The organism is Bacillus sp. FSL W8-0640 (assembly GCF_038007725.1).
GTDB lineage: Bacteria > Bacillota > Bacilli > Bacillales > Bacillaceae_G > Bacillus_A > Bacillus_A cereus.
The window spans coordinates 3,524,762-3,542,335 of record NZ_JBBOXT010000001.1; the positions used below are offsets into that span (position 1 = coordinate 3,524,762).

Consider the following 17,574-nt stretch of genomic DNA (forward strand, 5'->3'; position numbering starts at 1 on the left):
CCCTGAACGGCTTTTCTTATTAAGTTAAATCACGTTTTAAAAACACAGTATATGAAATACATAAAAATACGAACAAATAAAGTAACAACATACATGATGCAAACGGGAATGTTACTCCATCAATAAAACTTCCATTCTTTGAAATACTATATAAATCTGTGTTTGCTGGCAATAAATATTTCGCCCAGTTATATCTAGTGGCTGCTAATAGCGCAATATTGCCTGATAAAGCAAGGAATAGTGAAATACCAATTGCACCTCCACTAGATCTTGTTAACACAGAAATCATAAATGCAAACGATGCGTACACAACCGTTGGTAACCACGATAAAACATAATATTTACTTGCTTCTACAAAAATGTTTTGTTTTATTATATTTCCATCTTGGAAAATAAACTCACTCCATGCAGGCTGTTGGAATTTATAAATAACAAGTCCACATAAAGCGGAGAAGATCATATTAAATATAAATAATAAAGCTGCAAATATAACAATTGCTAAAAATTTTGCTGTTAAAATTTTAAAGCGACTCGCTGGTCGTATCGTTAAAAATTTATATGTTCCCCAGCTATATTCATTCGCAAAAATTGTACTTGCATACACGAGGATAAATGGGAGCAAAATTGGAAATACGATAAAACCTGTATCTCTCATGAAAGAAAGTGGAGAACTGCTTGCCGGTGCTGTATCCGTATCTAAATGCTTCATCTTAAGCTGGTATTCTTTTACAAGCTCATCCCCTGATTTTTCTGCTAAAATAGCTTCTTTTTTCATGCCAAGCTTTTTCTCAATTTCTACAGTTCGTTCTGTATAATCTACTTTCCATCCTTTTGTTTCCGGTTCAAAATACTTTACCGTAACCCATCCTAATCCGATTATTAATACTGCAATAACTGCAAATGGAATAATCGTTCGCTTCCGCTTAAATATTTTATACAGTTCGTTATATACTAAATTAAACAATATCTTTTCCCCCTGTTAATTCTAAAAATTGCTCTTCTAACGTTTTTCTTTCTTCATATACACGATACACTTGAATATTTTTCTCAAGCAATGTACGAATAACATTTGGGATTTCTTCATCTTTTACATTAATAAGTAATTCATTATCTTTTACTAAAACATCATGCCCTAATATTTCTGCTGCTTTATTCGCATCATCTACACGTATACGGATCGTCTCCATCTCTTCGCTTTGGCTATGCTGAATATTTTGCGTAGCCACATATTCCCCGTGCTGAATAATGATAACTCTGTCACACATTAATTCAACTTCTGAAAGTAAGTGACTTGATACAAGTACAGCTTTTCCTTGTTCATGTGCAATTTTTTTTATGTACATTCTCATTTCATGTATTCCACTAGGGTCTAATCCATTTGTCGGTTCATCTAGTATCAACACGTCTGGATCGTGAATAAGTGCCTGAGCGATTCCTAAACGTTGTCTCATGCCGAGTGAATACGCTTTTACTTTGCGATCAATTACTTGTCCCATCCCTAACAATTTCACTACTTCATCGATGCGTTCTTCGGTCACATTACCATTCATTCGTCCGAAATATGTTAAATTTTCATAGCCGCTCAAAAAAGGATAAAATTCAGGTGTCTCAATTACCGCTCCAATTTTCGCAGCTGTTTTTTCGAATTGCTGTTTCACAGATTGACCATCAATCCATACTTCACCTTCTGTCATACGGATCATACCAACCATCATTCTCATTAAAGTCGTTTTTCCAGCACCGTTTGGTCCGAGTAAACCGACAACCTCGCCTTTTTTCACTTCAAAACTAATATTTTGTACAAGTATCTTTGATCCGATTTGCTTCGTTAACCGATCGACTTTTACAATTGATTGTTCATTTGTCATTCTATACAACCTTTCCTTCCCATTCTTTGTCAGGTCTTTTCACTGTAACATGATTATTTTTATGTGTAAAATAGAAAAAAGCATGATTTCTCATGCCCTTTCTTTAAACCGCAACGAATTTCCATCTTTTAAATTTCGAACAAATCGATAACATTGCATCATCGATATTAAAACGACAGTCATCATAATTACACTAATAATTACAACTGCATATATTGTAATTGGCGCACTATTTATTCCTTGTATCCCTGCGACTTTCATAAAGATAACCGTGAATAATTTCAAAAATAGCATCCCATTAATTAATCCAAAAACAAATGCTGCTCCATAAATGAATAATTGCTCCTGACATAATACACATAGTACCTCTTTTCTTTTCATATTTTCTTCTACATAAGATATAAACTCCTCCCTCCTCACATGCAAAAGGGAGTACATCATTTTATATGTAGTAAAAATACATATGAAAATTAGTACAATAAAAAGTGTGTAAAAGTACATTTGAAATACAAATGCATTCCCTACTTTCAAAATAGCTCCTTCATTAAATTGTAACGATATCATAAAAAACAAAATCATAGTACTCATAGCAATCCACATAAATTGCTTCATCCTTTTGGTAGCAAATGTTATAATATTTTTTCTCGCTAACCGACATAAAGACATAAAATTCTTCCCCTACCTTATTACATACGCATTCTATACTACTAGTGTATAAAAATATGACATTTTAAACATCGCACTACAATCGGAATTTCTTCTAAGTCTTTAGTCCTAGAAAACGAAATGATAAAAAATCACATTTAGAATATAATTGTAAAAAGGAGGAGGTTGCATGCGTATAAAATTACTATCAATCTTGTGTTTATTATTACTCACAAGTTGTAGCCAAATAAAAAACAATGAAGTTGCCATTGTTGAGCCATACAAATTAACAAAAGAACAAGCTTCTATTTTACAAATGACTCCTTTTCAAGAAGGAAATAGCATATTTTATAACGTTACGCTTAAAAATGATAAAGATGAAATAAATGCTACAATTGATTATTATAACAATGGTAAGAAAACAAAAGAAATTGCTAATATAGCTACCTCACATTTTTCAAAAAAGAAAGTAAAGCTTTCTTTTTTACCACCACATTTCCAATTTGATAAAGATATACAAGAAAAAAGGCAGTGGTATCTGAATATTGAAGGTGGTTCAACACTTGTTCCTGAAGAAGCGCCACCAAGCGTAAATAGCTCTGCAACTACTACAATCCAATCTATAAAAAATTTAAAATACAATCAAAAAACAACTTTAGCTGCTGTAATCCAAACCAGTAAAGAAACTGTAAGCGTCCCTACAATTGACGAAGAAAAGGGTATTGATTTACTCTTAAAAGAAAATGAACACGTTTATCTATTTAGTATCGAGCTAAAAAAAGAACAATAAAGCGGAAATGCAACTTAAGTTGCATTTCCGCTTTATTGTTTAATAAGGTGTACTTTTATGGATTTGAATCAAATCCATTTTCTGTTACTACTATTACTCATCTTCTACTTCTATTCTTTTCTTCTCTCTTGCAATTTTTAAAAACTCTAGCAGCTCTGGATTACTATTCATTTTTTTGTAAGCCACTGACATTTCTGCAACGAAATTAGAATCATATAACTCTTTATATACAACTTCTGTTTTATATAACTTATTTGCCGACACGGGTATTACTGTAATTCCAATCCCTGCTGCTACAAGCCCCATAACTGTTTGATACTCTGTTGCTTCTTGTACAATACGTGGACTAAATCCAACTTCTCTACAAAGAGATAAAATTGTATCATACAAAGCTGGCCATACTGGTCTCGTAATAAATACAAACGGCTCATCTCGTAAATCTTCTATATGTATTTCATCTTTCTCTGCAAGTGGATGTGCCTTTGGTAAACACAAAGTGCAAGATAACCTTTGAATTGGCTCTAATTCTAATAATTGCGTTGGAATTGGTGGACGTAAAAAGCCAATATCGATACGGTTATCATGAAGTGCATGAACTTGATCTGGTGTTGACAATTCATGTAATGCAACAGACACTCTCGGAAATTTCTTTCTATATTCCCTAACAATTGATGGTAAAATATCATATATCGCCGCACCTACAAAACCAATTGAAAGTGATCCTACTTCTCCCCTTTGCGCACTTTGTGCAACTTCTACTGCTTTTTCAATTTGTTCAAACGCTTTTTTTACTTCTTTTAAAAACATTTCTCCTGCTTCTGTTAGTTCAACCTTTCTTTTCGTTCTTGAAAATAATGTAACTCCCATTTCTTTTTCTAATTGCTGTATTTGTTGACTAAGTGGTGGTTGTGTCATTTGTAAACGAGCAGCCGCCCGTCCAAAGTGTAACTCTTCTGCCACAACAACAAAATATTGCAAATGCCGTAATTCCATTTTTGGACACCCTTTTCACTTTCGATTAATATGTCTTATATATTAATAACATATAATTTATATATTAGACAAATATTTTGAATGAACGTATAGTAGAAATTGTTAATTCTTTTTTACAATTTTTATGTAACAAAAGAAAGAGGTGGTTACTGTATGAAATGGTGGAAGTTAAGCGGACAAATTTTATTACTATTTTGTTTCGCTTGGACAGGTGAATGGATTGCAAAACAGGCACACCTCCCAGTTCCAGGAAGTATAATCGGTATTTTCTTATTATTAATTTCATTAAAATTTAACCTAGTTAAAAAAGAATGGATACAGGACGGAGCAGATTTTTTATTAAAAGAACTTATTTTATTTTTCATCCCTTCTGCAGTCGCTGTCATACGTTACAGAGATACACTAACACAATATGGAATCGATCTCATTTTAATTATTATGATTAGCACTCTTTGCGTTACCTTAGTTACAGGACTTTTAACAGAATTGCTACTAAAGCGGAAAGGATCAACGCAATGATCGGATTTCTTTGTTTACTATTAACACTATTCACATATTGGCTATCAAAAAAAATGTATCAACGCTGGAATTGGAGTCTACTTTCTCCTCTTCTCGTCTGTCCCATTATTTTAATTGCTTTATTGCTCGGATTAGATACACCTTATGAAACATATGAATCTGGTGGTCATTGGTTAACTGAATTATTAAAACCCGCAACAGTTGCTTTTGCATGGCCAATCTATAAATACTTTGATTTATTAAAGAAACATGGAATGGCTATCTTACTTAATGTCATTGTCGGTTCGTTTTTATCAGTCATTACTTCAGCACTACTAGCAAATTATTTTCAAATTGATTCATCACTAGAACATAGTTTAGCGCCACATATCGTAACAACACCAATCGCAATGGCTATTTCAGAAATGATTGGTGGCATGTCACAATTAACTGCTGTATTTGTCGTTTTAACTGCCTTAACAGGAGCATTGCTCGGTCCTTCTCTCATACGTATTTGCCGTATTAAAACAGCAATCGCAAAAGGTATTATGTTAGGAACAAGCGCAAATGGAACCGGTACATCAAAAGCATTCGAAATCGGTCCTGTGGAAGGAACAATTGCAAGTTTATCTATGCTTTTAACAGCAGGCGCTAGTTTAGTTATCGTTCCGCTTTTCTTGTCTTGGATACATTAAAGAAGCAAGTATTTACATACTTGCTTCTTTATCTATATATTGGCACAGCAATTCATAATCCTCTGGAAAAGCTAAACACAATTGTTCAACTTCATGTATCCCTTTCCAAGCAATTTCATGTATTAACTCATCAGGATCTTGGATTTTCATATTACCGCCTATTTGTTTAACAAAATAATAATGGACATACACTGGAACACCGTATGTAATACCCTCTTTTTCATATATTTTATTTACAACTTCCACATTGTAACCTGTTTCTTCCCAAACTTCCCTAATACAACATTCTTCTAGTGTCTCTCCCTTTTCAAGTCCTCCACTTGGGACAGACCACCTTTTTTCTTCTCCCTCTTTGCCCTGCAGTACCATTAAAACTTCCTTTCTTTCATTTACACATACCGCTGCACTACCTATCCATCTCTCCATAAACATCCCTCCCCTACTAAAATTCGCCCTCTTTTTTATTTTCCCCTTGAAAAAAAGAGGAAAAAAATAAAACAATGACGAAAGATTACATCAACTTCATAGGCAATCCCTTCTTAGAAATTAAAACTGGAAGGATGAAAATATGATTTCTAATTATGTTGTGGAATGTGTCTTTTGTGAAGAAAATCGAAAGCCTCGCCAAGCTACTGTCACAGTTCCCGCCACTACTCAGCTACTAGCCATTGAAAAAGTGCGTGCGGAATGCAAACGTCGCTTCGGAAAAACTGTATTATTACAAACAGAAATTAAAGAAAAAATTGTTTTTGAACAAAAAGAAAGCTGACCATCAATTGGTCAGCTTTCTTATCCGATCATATTTTCACATGAAGATTAGGGGCATCCTCTTTAAGGATCGGGATTTTCCCATTATGTACGTTCCATAATGGTCATCGAACAATATATTTCTATACAATTAACTATTGAATAGAATAGGGCAAAACTTGTTCGCATTTTTAGAAAAGGGATAGGGATATAATTCAAGTAGTACTTCGAATACTCGAACTTTACACTCATAATATTAAAACAAATCCTTTTATATGGGAAATATGAATTACCTACATAATTCATTCGTAAAATATATTAATAGTTTGCTATATTAATTTTATCCCGCTATTTGTAAGCAGTAACCCCCTACTTATTATAATTTCACCTTATTCCATCAATAGCATACATCCAGCTAAAACCGGTGTCATAATCATCGAAAACCTCAAAAGCATTCGCGGTGCATAATTTGTAAACTTCGCGCCAATATATGCCCCTAACATGGTCCCGATTAATACTTGCAATAACAATATATAATCTAAATATCCTTCCGAACTATATCCTAGCCCACCCCCAATTGCAATCGGTAATATAACAAGCATCGTTGTCCCTACAGATTGCTGAATCGTTAGTCTCAATAGAACCATTAATCCAAGCTGAATAAACGGTGCAGAACCAATCCCAAATGAACCAGCCATCATTCCAGTAACTAATCCAAGGCATATACATTTCAACAAGTAGTTCATGGAAAACTCTTTATGCTTATATAAAGATGACTGTTCTTTGTTTTGGAACATAATTAATTTAATAAACATAAAAATTGCCGATAAAAATAACATCCCAGCTGTAAACCAATGAAGAAGATGTGCTGGTATAAGTGAACCAAATTTAGAACCAATATAAGAGCCAATTGCGCCAAATCCTCCAACAATCCCGCCTATAATAAATGCAACATTGCCTTCACGGTAATGACTGACAACACCTGATAATGTCGTAAATGCCATTGCAGTTAAAGATGTTGCAAGAGCAACATGAATAGGAATATGAAATACTAAAGTGAGTATCGCGATAATAAACCCAGCTCCTCCAGCTCCAACAAATCCTAATAAAATACCCATTACTAACATTGTTATAATAATTGCCACAGATTTTCCCTCCAGTAACACAATTATCCATCATATTTATCCTTACATACAAATAAAAAGCATCCTAGACGGATGCTTTTTATTTCAAAAATATGTACTTAATCTTGATTAATCAAAATAACCGCTGGACCAGCGACCACTACTCCAGCTACTTCTATTTTTTCAAATTCCTTTACTGTAATAGATATAACTCCTTCTCTTTCCATCAATTCTTTACTCAGGACATCAGTCGGGATTGCTTTCACCGTCTTACCTCCTTTTCATTTATACAATATGATAAAGTAAAACTTTAATGAGTGGGGTTTTTGTCCGTACTTATTAATTATTACCCCTCACCAATCGGACTAATAATCACCCAATGCATCTATATATATGCATCACCTCCGCTTTCATTCCTTATTCCACTCAAAAACCTTCTCCCCCTTCCGTGACATATTGAAAAATAAAAAAGAAGCTATAACATATAGCTTCCCTCTACGTTTCTTTAATCTTTATGCACCGTATATTCCATGACTTTTCCATCTCTATCAAATTGGAAAACAAGCTGTTCGCTATCTATTGGAATAAAGCCACGTTCAGTCCCAAGATAATACAAAGTGGTAACTCCTTCTTCCCCACTTCTCGTTTCCGTTGGAGCTCCTAACAATTGTATAATTTCTTCATTTGATTTCCCTATTAATTTATATTTTTGTAATAGATCATCTACCATATATACCCGCTTATCTGCATGATTTAACCATCTATTTTGATTAAACTTTGATGTATATTCATTTACACTTAGTTGTACAGTGCACACTATTAATGGTATGAGTGCTACTATTAAAACCCCCAACATTTGCTTCTTTTCTTCATTACGATTTTTAGAAACATATAAAATAGCCCTTTGAATCATGACTAATAAAACAAATGGTATGAATACTACAAAAATGCTCCTTACACTTAAGGGTATATGGACCATATCAATGACGAATATAAATAGAATGTACATTACTATATACAAACAAAAATAGACATACAAAATGCCACGTAGCATAGCGTTCAGAAAGATCTCCCCTTTTAACTCACTATATAATTCATCCGGCTAATCATTTCTCGAATCTGTTCTAATTCTTGCACTGTATATACTACTTTCCCTGCTAAGATTTCATTTCTGAAGAACGTTACAATTTGCTCCCGATTTTTTAATCTAGGTGTTTCCTCACTAGAAAGATCTATTATTTCTTTTCCATTTTCATTATAAAAATATACAACTGGTTTTACCTTTTCTTTTATACTATTAGCCTGCATTTCTTTCAAACAATTGTATAAAATTTGAGATAGTTTCTTCACCTTATATACTGGATTTCCTTCATTTTTCACTTGTATAGTTGACGAATCTTTACCTACTATATATTCAAATGTCTCTTCTTTTTCAACTTCTTGTTGATACTTACCCATTTCATCAATCATAAATGAATATATACCAGCATTTTCTTTCGTTAAACCATGAATTAATTTCTCTTCCCATTCTTTCGTCTCAAGTAGATAAATACCAGTTTTGCACAAGATGAGATGATGGATTCGATTATCGTTTATTTCACTATTATTTTTAATAAAAACATTCGGCATGATTTGAATTTCAGCATCTAATATGATGCCTTGCTCTATGAATCCTCGCTTCATATAATGTAATGTTTCGTACGTATTCATTTCAGCACCGTTTTTAGTATATTCTCGTAAATTTGCAATTAATTTTTGAAACATATGTATTTCGTTATTATGTTTATTTTGTATTTCACTACGTTCTTTACTATGCTGCATAGCTAATTGATTTTTCATCATACGCATATTTTCAATTTCTCTATTTGCACTTACTTGTAAATCATTGTATTTTTTCTGTTCCATATTTTTTAAATTATTTTGTTGTTCTTTATGCTCTATCACTGTAGCTGCAATTTCATTTTTATACGTTTCAATCGCTTGTTTCTTTTCAAATTCTACTTGCCGACTCTCTGATTCTAACTGTTTATTTTTATAAAACAGCACAAATGCTACAGCTAATAATATTAAAATCGCACCTATTAGCACATAATTCATATTTTTACTCCTTTATTTCATTTTCGATTATTTTTTATAAATATATCTACTATAGTATACTATGGTTTCGATATAGACTTTGTAAAAGTTGTATATTTTTAATAAAAGGCACCTCTGACGGGGCACCTTTTATTTTCACTCTATTGTACACCATACTGAATATAACTCGGATCGTAGTATATCCATTGATTTGTCCCTAAGCAAAGCCATCCATCTTGCTTACTCCACACTCGATACGATTCACCCTGATGTAACTGTCTTATAACATTTCCATTTAATGATGGAGCATCACGCAAATTTACATTATCACCAGTAATAGTCGCCACATAATGTTTATACTGAATATAACTCGGATCATTATATACCCACTGATTTGTCCCTAAACAAAGCCATCCATCTTGTTCTCCCCAAACTTCATATGTTTCGCCACGATTCAATTGGCGAATTACACTAGACTGTAAAGATGGTCCACTTCTCAAATTCACATTATCTCCATTAATTATAGCAACCCCATACACTGGAGTTGCATTATTAGGCGGGGAAACATTACCTCCACCACTTGCTCCATTCCCTTTTAAAGCTTCTAATGAAACTGCAGCTGATACATCACAATTTCCTACGCCTGAAATTTGTCCAGAATCTGTGTACTGCCACGCTGTCCACGCTGTCCATCCACCAGCATCAGCAGGCGGTGTACTCGAGTATTTAGCAATCCAAAGCGGTATATCACTTAATCCGTTAATTCCGAACTCATTAATATACCAAACTCCTGTATATAACATTACATCTTTTCCAGTAGCCTGTTTCACATAATTTATGAAGCTTCTTGCCCAATTCGATATAGCGTTACCAGTTAAATTACTGTTGCTCGGATCTGTTGGTGATTCTAAATCCAGAACTGGCATTAAGTCTGTCTGGTTATTTTGTAATATACCCACAAAATATTTCGCCTCTGAAATTGCATCATTTTGTTCTGGGCGTGCAAAATGGTATGCACCAATTAATACATTCGCATTTCGTGCTGCTTGTACATTCTTAGTAAAAGTAGGATCAATGTAGTTTACACCTTCTGTCGCTTTTGCATACGCTGCTGGAATTCCAGATGCCTTCACTGCATTCCAATCAATATTCCCTTCCCAATGAGACACATCAATAAACGTAACATTTGAACTTGATCTGTTTTGCATATAAAATCTCCTATCAATTTTTTTACTTCGTATACATACAATATGTACAAGTTTCATAAGAGGACACAACATTTATGCTATAGAAACAAAGAGTAAACATATGTTGTATACAAAATAAAAAAGACCTTGTATTACAAGGCCTTTTGCAAACTCACTTTATTTTGTAGCAAGTACATATTATAATACAAACCTTGCTCACTTAGTAATTCTTGATGTGTTCCTCTTTCTACTATCTCTCCATCATGCATCACAAAAATTTGATCTGCATCTTGAATTGTAGATAACCTATGCGCAATGGCTATCGTCGTTCTACCTTTTCGCATTTGTTGCAACGCTGTTTGAATAGCCTCTTCTGTTTCTGTATCGATATTAGCTGTTGCTTCATCTAATACTAATACTTTCGGATTCGTTGCTATCGTTCTAGCAAAAGCAATTAATTGTCGTTGACCGCTTGAAAATGCTGCACCTCTTTCTACTACTTCTGTTTCATACTGTTTTGGTAACTTTTCAATAAACGTATTTGCTTGCACAAATCGAGCAGCTTCTTTTACTTCTTCATCCGTAATTTCTTCATTATACATACGAATATTTTGCTTTACATTTCCAGCAAATAAAAATGCATCTTGCAATACGAGTCCTATTTTCTTTCTAATTTCTCGTTCTTCAAATTTTTCTAAATCTACACCGTCTATTACAATATTTCCTGACTTAATATTATAAAATCGCATTAACAAATTCATAATCGTACTTTTTCCGCTACCAGTATGCCCAACAAAAGCAACCGTTTGCCCTTGTTTCACGTGAAATGATACATTTTTTAAAACGTCACGCTTTCCATCATATGAAAAAGTAACATTTTTAAATTCAATATCCCCATCCACAACTTGAGGATTCTCATTGCCTTTTTGAACCGGTGCTAAATCTTTCTCGTCCATTAAATGAAATACACGTGATGACGAAACAAGTGCCTGTTGGAAAAAGGACAATTTCATCATCATCTCATTTACAGGTTGGAAGAAACGATGTATATAGTTAACAAAAGCATATAAAACTCCTACTTCAACAGGGCTCTTTAAAGCATCAATCCCAAATAAACCTAGTACTAACGCAATAGCTACAATATGCACTAAATCCGTAGCTGGTCGTAAAAGTAATGCGTCTAACTTCAAAGTACGTCGCCCTGCACTATAATGTTTATTATTCACTTCTTCAAACTCTTTTCTCATACGTTTTTCTTGTCTGAACACTTGAACAATATTCATTCCTTGTATGGACTCGTTCAACTTTGCATTTAACACGCTTAGTTGATTACGTACTTCTAAATAAAAAGCTGCACTTTTCCGGCGATATAATGCCATAATCGCAAACATTATCGGAATTAATACGAGAGAAAATAGCGCTAATTTTACATCTAATAAAAACATCGCTACTAAAATACCTACTAAAAAGACTACATTTTTCACAAATGTTGATAATACACTAACATAAAAATCTTTAATCGCTTCCGTATCATTTGTTATACGCGATACAAGTGTACCAATCGGCGTACGATCAAAGAAACTTAATGACAGCTTTTGAACATGTTCATATACTTCAACTCGCATATCTTGAACAATCTTAAAAGCAATGTTCTGAAAGTACAATAGATTTAAATACGTAAATAATACTTTTAATAAATGAGCAACTATGTAAATTACAAATAAAGTAACGAGCGCTGATCGTTCAAAATCCCGCGGTACTAGGTGTTCATCGAGGAATTGTTTAATTAAAAAAGGACCCATCATTTCCGTTACTGTCGCACCAACTAAAAAGATAAATGCTAAAGATAGCAACCCTTTATATGGCTTCATATAGGAAAGCAATCTACTTAAATCACTTCGCTTCTTCTCTACCATCATACGCCTCCTTTCTCGACTAAAGCTTCTAATTGCTGGCTTTCATACATTTCCTTATACCAGCCGTTTTCCTTCATTAATTCCTCATGTGTACCTCTTTGTACAATTCTACCTTCATCAACAACAAGAATAAGATTGGCATGCTGAATTGCACTTAATCGGTGTGCAGTAATAATCGTCGTTTTCCCTGCTCTTTCCCTCTTTAAGGCACTTAAAATCGTCTCTTCTGTTTTTGCATCTACTGCTGATAAACAATCATCCAAAATTAAAATTTCAGCATTTGTTAATAAAGCACGAGCAATAGAGATTCGCTGTTTTTGACCACCAGATAACGAAACACCTCTTTCCCCTACTACTGTTTCATATCCTTCTGAAAATTGGAGGATGTCATTATGAATACAAGCAATCTCTGCAGCTTGGGTAATTTCATTATATGTAGCATCCGCCTTTCCAAAGGCAATATTCTCACCAATACTTGCTGAGAATAAAAAATGATCTTGCGGCACGTATGAAATGGCAGAACGGACACCATGAAGTGTTATATCTCGAATATCTCGCTCCCCAATTTTTAATTCACCATTAAAATGATCATACTCACGGATTAAACATTTTAATAAAGTTGTTTTCCCTGCGCCTGTACGTCCTACAACTCCTAGCGTTTCGCCCTTCTTCAAATCAAAGTGAATATCGTTTAAATGTAAGAATTCATTTTTCTTATACGAAAATGAATCAACGGCAAACGAAACATTACCGCTCGCTATTGTCTGTACAGCTTTTTCGCTATTTACTACATCTGATTTTTGTGAAAGAATTTTTTCTACACGGTCATATGAAGCACGCCCACGCTCCATAATATTGAATAACCATCCAAACGCTAACATTGGCCAAACGAGGGTACCTAAATATGTCGTAAATGTAACGAGATCACCTACTGTTAATTCACCTCTTACAACTAATACCGATCCATAACATACTGCGATTAAAAAAGAAAATCCAACGATAAGAGAGATTGTCGGATCAAATAACGAATCAATACGTGCAACTAACACATTTTTATGTACAACATCTTCTGATTTTCTTCGAAACGCCTGCAAATCTTCTTTCTCTTGTCCAAGCGAGCGAATCACTTTCATTCCACTCATACTCTCTTGCACTTTATCATTGATTTCCGAAAACGATTGCTGTGCTTTATGAAACCTTTTATGTAATAAAGTTCCATAATAATTTGTCGAAATAGCTACAATCGGCATTGGAATTAAACTTAATAATGTTAACTTCCAGCTAATTGTAAAACCCATCGCTACGAGTACACATCCTCCGACAGCTAATGAGTCAACAAGCGTCAAAACACCTGCTCCAGCAGTTTGCTGGATCGCTTGAATATCATTGGTCGCATGTGCCATTAAATCACCTGTTCGATTTGACTGATAGAAAGATGGACTCATCTTTGTAAAATGTTCATATAAATTTTTTCGTAATTGGCGAGCTAATTTTAATGAAGACCCGAAAATCATAATACGCCATATGTAACGTAATATGTACATCGTAATGCCTACAATTACTAATAGTACAACCCATTTTAGTAACTTATCGGTCGTCAATGTTCCATCATTAATTTCATCTACAACGATTCCAATTACTTTTGGTGCTACAAGTTCTAAAAGTGCAACGCCAAACAATAAAATAATTCCAGTTATGTACGCTCGTTTTTCTTGTTTAAAAAACCACGCTAAATTCATAAACACTTTCATTTTTTTCCTCCTCCCTTAAAATGAGCGATGTTTTCAGTTTACCAAAAATACAGAATTTTTAAAAGTTTTAAAAACTATAACTAACAAAAAGAAAGACACTCTTAGCGAGTGTCTTTTAGCGCTTATTTCATTTGTTGCTTGTTCATTGCGCTCATCATTTGATTGATTTTCTTTTGGGAAGGTTTTTGTCCCATTTGCATCATCATCATTTTTAACATTTGTTCGTTAATTGGTGGATTTTTTTGTAAGTAATTCATCATATATTTGCGGGCAATGAAAAATCCTAACGCCACGCCTGCTACTAGTGCTACTACGCCCACTAGAATACCTAACCAAATTGGCATATATTTTCCTCCTTCATGTTGTCTACCTTACAGTGTACTAAAACCTTTTCAATAAGACAAGATACAATTCGACATTTTTTACACATATGTTCGTACTTGTTTTAGAGGATTCAGCCATCCGTACTTTGTATTTTCATAATCCATAGCTAAAAATGTTAATTCACACTTTCTTAACACCTCAAAGAATGTTGTTTCCATAGAGACATTTCCAGAGGTATTCATACGAATATAGTGCGGTTTCACCATTATTTCGCCGTACTCCGCTCCCGTATAAAGTGTATGTGTATGATGTGTTCTATCATATTTACCAAGAACGCGCAAAGCTTGTTCTAATTTATGATGAATTTTCATTACTTGCAATGGCATCGTTATATACATCATTTGCTTATATAACACTTTTTTCTCCGAAAGGGACCCAGATTCTGAAAATCGAGCAAATAAATCAAAAAACAAATATTCACGACCAAAATAAGCTTTCGCAATATCCTCTTGAATTAAATACAATTCATACGTTTTCATTTTTCCACTCCCAATCTGGACAACCTTTTCTCTTCATTATATATAAGAAAATTTGCAATGATTGTCTGACTGCGGAGAGATAAAAAACTTTTTCTGTCGAAAAAACTCATTTACATAGAAAAACCTCTCCATGCCGGAGAGATTTTTCTGAAATCATTAAAGCATTTCTTTTACTTTACGAACAACGTTCTCTACAGTAAATCCATACTCTTCCATAATCTTCTCACCAGGAGCAGAAGCACCGAATGTATCGATACCTAACACATCTCCTTCAAGACCTACGTAACGGTGCCATCCGAATGTAGCACCCATTTCGATTGCGAAACGTTTTGTTACTGCTTTTGGTAATACAGATTCTTTGTACTCTGCAGTTTGAGCTTCGAAGCGATCCATAGATGGCATGCTGACAACAGCTGCGTCAACGCCGTCTACTGCTAATGCTTTTTGAGCTTCAACAGCTAGGCTTACTTCAGATCCAGTTGCAAGTAAGATTACATCAGCCGTTTCTTTCTTGCTTGCAGAAACTACATATGCACCTTTTGCTACTTTTTCATACGTATCATCTTTTGCACCTTCTAATGTTGGAAGGTCTTGACGAGTTAATACTAAAGCAGTTGGTTTGTTTGTAGATTCTAAAGCAAGTCTCCAAGCTGCAACAGATTCGTTACCATCAGCAGGACGGATAACAGAAACGTTTGGCATTGCACGAAGCGCTGCTAATTGCTCGATTGGTTCATGTGTTGGACCATCTTCACCAACAGCGATACTGTCATGTGTGAATACATACGTTACTGGCAATTGCATTAATGCTGCAAGGCGAATTGCTGGACGTAAGTAATCAGAGAATACGAAGAACGTACCACCGTAAGTTTTTAAACCACCATGTAGTGCAATACCGTTCATTGCTGCACCCATTGCGAACTCACGTACACCGTACCAAATGTTTTTACCGCTGTAATCATCTCTTGTAAAGTCTTTTTCGTTATTCATGTATGTTTTGTTAGAACCAGCAAGGTCAGCAGATCCACCGAAGAATGATGGTACAGACTCTGCAATTGCATTAATTACAGCACCAGAAGAATTACGAGTTGCTGCTTTTGATCCTAATTCATAAGTTGGTAGGTTTTGCTCCCAACCTTCTGGAAGTTGACCGTTCATTGCTGCTTGGAATTCGTTTGCTAATTCTGGGTATGCTTGTGCATATTCACCTAGCATCGTGTTCCACTCAGCTTGCGCAGTTTCACCAACATCTTGTACTGTTTTACGGAAGTTGTCATATACTTCTTCTGCTACGTGGAAGTCTTGCTCAGCAGTCCAAGCATATGCTTCTTTCGTTAATTTCGTTTCTTCTACACCAAGTGGAGAACCATGTGAAGCTGATTTTCCTGATTTGTTTGGAGAACCGAAACCAATTGTCGTTCTTACTTCAATTAGCGTTGGGCGTTTTTCGTCAGCTTTCGCTTCTTCAATTGCTTTCGCGATTGCTTCAATATCGTTTCCATCCTCAACACGGATTACTTGCCATCCGTATGCTTTGTAACGATCTTCTACACTTTCAGAGAATGAACGATTTAAATCGCCATCTAATGAAATATCGTTTGAATCATAAAGCACAACAAGACGACCTAATTGTAAATGAGCAGCTAATGAAGATGCTTCAGCAGAAACGCCCTCCATTAAATCTCCATCACCACAAATAGCGTATGTATAATGATCTACTACACTATACGCATCACGGTTATATTTAGCAGCTAAATGTCTTTCAGCCATTGCCATACCTACAGCAGTTGCAATACCTTGTCCAAGTGGACCAGTCGTTGCATCTACACCAGCTGTATGACCGTACTCAGGATGTCCTGGAGTTTTGCTTCCCCATTGACGGAAGTTCTTTAAGTCATCCATTGTTACATCATAACCAGATAGGTGAAGTAGGCTGTATAATAACATTGAACCATGACCTGCAGATAATACGAAACGATCACGGTTAAACCACGTTGGGTTATTTGGATTGTGTTTCATAAATTGAGTCCATAATGTATAAGCCATTGGTGCTGCACCCATTGGCATTCCTGGGTGACCAGAGTTTGCTTTTTCAATCGCATCGATGGATAATGTGCGAATCGTGTTGATAGAAAGTTGTTCGATTGAATGTGACATGCTATTCTTCCCTTCGCTTATATTAGTAAACGTTTTATACATTTATATGATAGCTTCCCACGCAAGATTATACAACATGTATCGACAAATATGTTGATATTTTTTTGATTTTTTATAAAAAAATCAATGTTTCCGTGAATGTATGGGCATTCAATATGACATACTTTTTCATTATTTTTATTTTGAAAAGAAAGGGAATTATCTGCATATTTATACAAACTTCTTCTATACTTACTTTTTTTAATACGTTTTTAAAAACACAAA

19 protein-coding genes are annotated in these 17,574 nt (G+C 34.6%); 4 read left to right on the forward strand and 15 right to left on the reverse strand.

The window, feature by feature from the left end:
* Positions 1 to 19: 19 nt before the first annotated feature.
* From N2V80_RS18105 to N2V80_RS18115, 3 genes are all read right to left on the reverse strand, one after another.
* Positions 20 to 964 carry an ABC transporter permease gene (locus N2V80_RS18105; RefSeq protein WP_000482759.1) on the reverse strand — a complete coding sequence of 315 codons (945 nt, stop codon included), beginning with the start codon at positions 962 to 964 and terminating at the stop codon, positions 20 to 22.
* Positions 957 to 1,868, reverse strand: coding sequence for an ABC transporter ATP-binding protein (locus N2V80_RS18110; RefSeq protein WP_000180616.1), 912 nt, complete (start codon positions 1,866 to 1,868; stop codon positions 957 to 959). Before N2V80_RS18110 ends, N2V80_RS18105 begins: the two co-directional genes overlap by 8 nt.
* Positions 1,869 to 1,958: 90 nt before the next feature.
* Positions 1,959 to 2,534, reverse strand: a complete 576-nt coding sequence (locus N2V80_RS18115) for a hypothetical protein (protein WP_000050601.1) — start codon at positions 2,532 to 2,534, stop codon at positions 1,959 to 1,961.
* 169 nt (positions 2,535 to 2,703) lie between these two features.
* Between N2V80_RS18115 and N2V80_RS18120 the strand changes: the two genes are divergently transcribed.
* Positions 2,704 to 3,303, forward strand: a complete 600-nt coding sequence (locus tag N2V80_RS18120) for a hypothetical protein (RefSeq protein ID WP_001220602.1) — start codon at positions 2,704 to 2,706, stop codon at positions 3,301 to 3,303.
* Positions 3,304 to 3,396: 93 nt separating this feature from the next.
* Here N2V80_RS18120 and alsR read toward each other — a convergent pair whose 3' ends face one another.
* Entirely contained in the window at positions 3,397 to 4,296 is a 900-nt protein-coding gene (alsR, locus tag N2V80_RS18125; protein WP_000423234.1) for an acetoin biosynthesis transcriptional regulator AlsR, read from the reverse strand.
* Between the two features lie 153 nt (positions 4,297 to 4,449).
* On the opposite strand from alsR, the gene N2V80_RS18130 reads away from it, so the two are divergent.
* Complete coding sequence (locus tag N2V80_RS18130; RefSeq protein ID WP_000872365.1) at positions 4,450 to 4,815, forward strand: CidA/LrgA family holin-like protein; 366 nt, start codon at positions 4,450 to 4,452, stop codon at positions 4,813 to 4,815.
* A complete protein-coding gene (locus N2V80_RS18135) occupies positions 4,812 to 5,489 on the forward strand; it encodes an LrgB family protein (RefSeq protein WP_000578965.1) in 678 nt (225 codons plus the stop codon). The genes N2V80_RS18130 and N2V80_RS18135 overlap by 4 nt, the downstream gene beginning before the upstream one ends.
* Positions 5,490 to 5,501: 12 nt before the next feature.
* Here N2V80_RS18135 and N2V80_RS18140 read toward each other — a convergent pair whose 3' ends face one another.
* The gene (locus tag N2V80_RS18140; protein WP_000442977.1) at positions 5,502 to 5,915 is read right to left on the reverse strand and encodes an NUDIX hydrolase; all 414 of its coding nucleotides are present in this window, start codon (positions 5,913 to 5,915) and stop codon (positions 5,502 to 5,504) included.
* A 142-nt stretch (positions 5,916 to 6,057) separates the two neighbouring features.
* Between N2V80_RS18140 and N2V80_RS18145 the strand changes: the two genes are divergently transcribed.
* Complete coding sequence (locus N2V80_RS18145) at positions 6,058 to 6,258, forward strand: DUF3903 domain-containing protein (RefSeq protein ID WP_061655823.1); 201 nt, start codon at positions 6,058 to 6,060, stop codon at positions 6,256 to 6,258.
* 367 nt (positions 6,259 to 6,625) lie between these two features.
* Here N2V80_RS18145 and N2V80_RS18150 read toward each other — a convergent pair whose 3' ends face one another.
* The 10 genes from N2V80_RS18150 to tkt all read right to left on the reverse strand — a co-directional run bounded on the left by N2V80_RS18150 (position 6,626) and on the right by tkt (position 17,310).
* On the reverse strand, positions 6,626 to 7,381 hold the full coding sequence (locus N2V80_RS18150; RefSeq protein ID WP_000974654.1) for a sulfite exporter TauE/SafE family protein: 756 nt from the start codon (positions 7,379 to 7,381) through the stop codon (positions 6,626 to 6,628).
* 98 nt (positions 7,382 to 7,479) lie between these two features.
* Positions 7,480 to 7,626 carry a BC1881 family protein gene (locus N2V80_RS18155; protein WP_000644411.1) on the reverse strand — a complete coding sequence of 49 codons (147 nt, stop codon included), beginning with the start codon at positions 7,624 to 7,626 and terminating at the stop codon, positions 7,480 to 7,482.
* A 239-nt stretch (positions 7,627 to 7,865) separates the two neighbouring features.
* Positions 7,866 to 8,414 carry a hypothetical protein gene (locus tag N2V80_RS18160; protein WP_000943751.1) on the reverse strand — a complete coding sequence of 183 codons (549 nt, stop codon included), beginning with the start codon at positions 8,412 to 8,414 and terminating at the stop codon, positions 7,866 to 7,868.
* A gap of 23 nt (positions 8,415 to 8,437) precedes the next feature.
* Positions 8,438 to 9,457 (reverse strand): NERD domain-containing protein, encoded by a 1,020-nt coding sequence (locus tag N2V80_RS18165; RefSeq protein ID WP_061655824.1) that lies wholly within the window; start codon positions 9,455 to 9,457, stop codon positions 8,438 to 8,440.
* A gap of 140 nt (positions 9,458 to 9,597) precedes the next feature.
* Complete coding sequence (locus N2V80_RS18170) at positions 9,598 to 10,644, reverse strand: GH25 family lysozyme (protein WP_061655825.1); 1,047 nt, start codon at positions 10,642 to 10,644, stop codon at positions 9,598 to 9,600.
* A 131-nt stretch (positions 10,645 to 10,775) separates the two neighbouring features.
* On the reverse strand, positions 10,776 to 12,539 hold the full coding sequence (locus N2V80_RS18175) for an ABC transporter ATP-binding protein (protein ID WP_061655826.1): 1,764 nt from the start codon (positions 12,537 to 12,539) through the stop codon (positions 10,776 to 10,778).
* The gene (locus N2V80_RS18180) at positions 12,539 to 14,290 is read right to left on the reverse strand and encodes an ABC transporter ATP-binding protein (protein WP_061655827.1); all 1,752 of its coding nucleotides are present in this window, start codon (positions 14,288 to 14,290) and stop codon (positions 12,539 to 12,541) included. Before N2V80_RS18180 ends, N2V80_RS18175 begins: the two co-directional genes overlap by 1 nt.
* A 122-nt stretch (positions 14,291 to 14,412) precedes the next feature.
* Positions 14,413 to 14,634: a YneF family protein gene (locus tag N2V80_RS18185; RefSeq protein WP_001123317.1), complete on the reverse strand. Its 222-nt coding sequence runs from the start codon at positions 14,632 to 14,634 to the stop codon at positions 14,413 to 14,415.
* 78 nt (positions 14,635 to 14,712) lie between these two features.
* On the reverse strand, positions 14,713 to 15,153 hold the full coding sequence (gene sirA, locus N2V80_RS18190) for a sporulation inhibitor of replication protein SirA (protein WP_000860645.1): 441 nt from the start codon (positions 15,151 to 15,153) through the stop codon (positions 14,713 to 14,715).
* Between the two features lie 156 nt (positions 15,154 to 15,309).
* Entirely contained in the window at positions 15,310 to 17,310 is a 2,001-nt protein-coding gene (tkt, locus tag N2V80_RS18195) for a transketolase (RefSeq protein ID WP_000019782.1), read from the reverse strand.
* Positions 17,311 to 17,574 lie beyond the last annotated feature (264 nt).

Excerpts from the sequence above, each read along its gene's own strand:
- N2V80_RS18110 (WP_000180616.1), bottom strand. The coding sequence starts at position 1,868 with ATGACAAATGAACAATCAATTGTAAAAGTCGATCGGTTAACGAAGCAA.
- N2V80_RS18115 (WP_000050601.1), bottom strand. The coding sequence starts at position 2,534 with ATGTCTTTATGTCGGTTAGCGAGAAAAAATATTATAACATTTGCTACC.
- N2V80_RS18120 (WP_001220602.1), top strand. The coding sequence starts at position 2,704 with ATGCGTATAAAATTACTATCAATCTTGTGTTTATTATTACTCACAAGT.
- alsR (WP_000423234.1), bottom strand. The coding sequence starts at position 4,296 with ATGGAATTACGGCATTTGCAATATTTTGTTGTTGTGGCAGAAGAGTTA.
- N2V80_RS18130 (WP_000872365.1), top strand. The coding sequence starts at position 4,450 with ATGAAATGGTGGAAGTTAAGCGGACAAATTTTATTACTATTTTGTTTC.
- N2V80_RS18135 (WP_000578965.1), top strand. The coding sequence starts at position 4,812 with ATGATCGGATTTCTTTGTTTACTATTAACACTATTCACATATTGGCTA.
- N2V80_RS18140 (WP_000442977.1), bottom strand. The coding sequence starts at position 5,915 with ATGGAGAGATGGATAGGTAGTGCAGCGGTATGTGTAAATGAAAGAAAG.
- N2V80_RS18145 (WP_061655823.1), top strand. The coding sequence starts at position 6,058 with ATGATTTCTAATTATGTTGTGGAATGTGTCTTTTGTGAAGAAAATCGA.
- N2V80_RS18160 (WP_000943751.1), bottom strand. The coding sequence starts at position 8,414 with ATGCTACGTGGCATTTTGTATGTCTATTTTTGTTTGTATATAGTAATG.
- N2V80_RS18165 (WP_061655824.1), bottom strand. The coding sequence starts at position 9,457 with ATGAATTATGTGCTAATAGGTGCGATTTTAATATTATTAGCTGTAGCA.
- N2V80_RS18170 (WP_061655825.1), bottom strand. The coding sequence starts at position 10,644 with ATGCAAAACAGATCAAGTTCAAATGTTACGTTTATTGATGTGTCTCAT.
- N2V80_RS18175 (WP_061655826.1), bottom strand. The coding sequence starts at position 12,539 with ATGGTAGAGAAGAAGCGAAGTGATTTAAGTAGATTGCTTTCCTATATG.
- N2V80_RS18180 (WP_061655827.1), bottom strand. The coding sequence starts at position 14,290 with ATGAAAGTGTTTATGAATTTAGCGTGGTTTTTTAAACAAGAAAAACGA.
- N2V80_RS18185 (WP_001123317.1), bottom strand. The coding sequence starts at position 14,634 with ATGCCAATTTGGTTAGGTATTCTAGTGGGCGTAGTAGCACTAGTAGCA.
- sirA (WP_000860645.1), bottom strand. The coding sequence starts at position 15,153 with ATGAAAACGTATGAATTGTATTTAATTCAAGAGGATATTGCGAAAGCT.
- tkt (WP_000019782.1), bottom strand. The coding sequence starts at position 17,310 with ATGTCACATTCAATCGAACAACTTTCTATCAACACGATTCGCACATTA.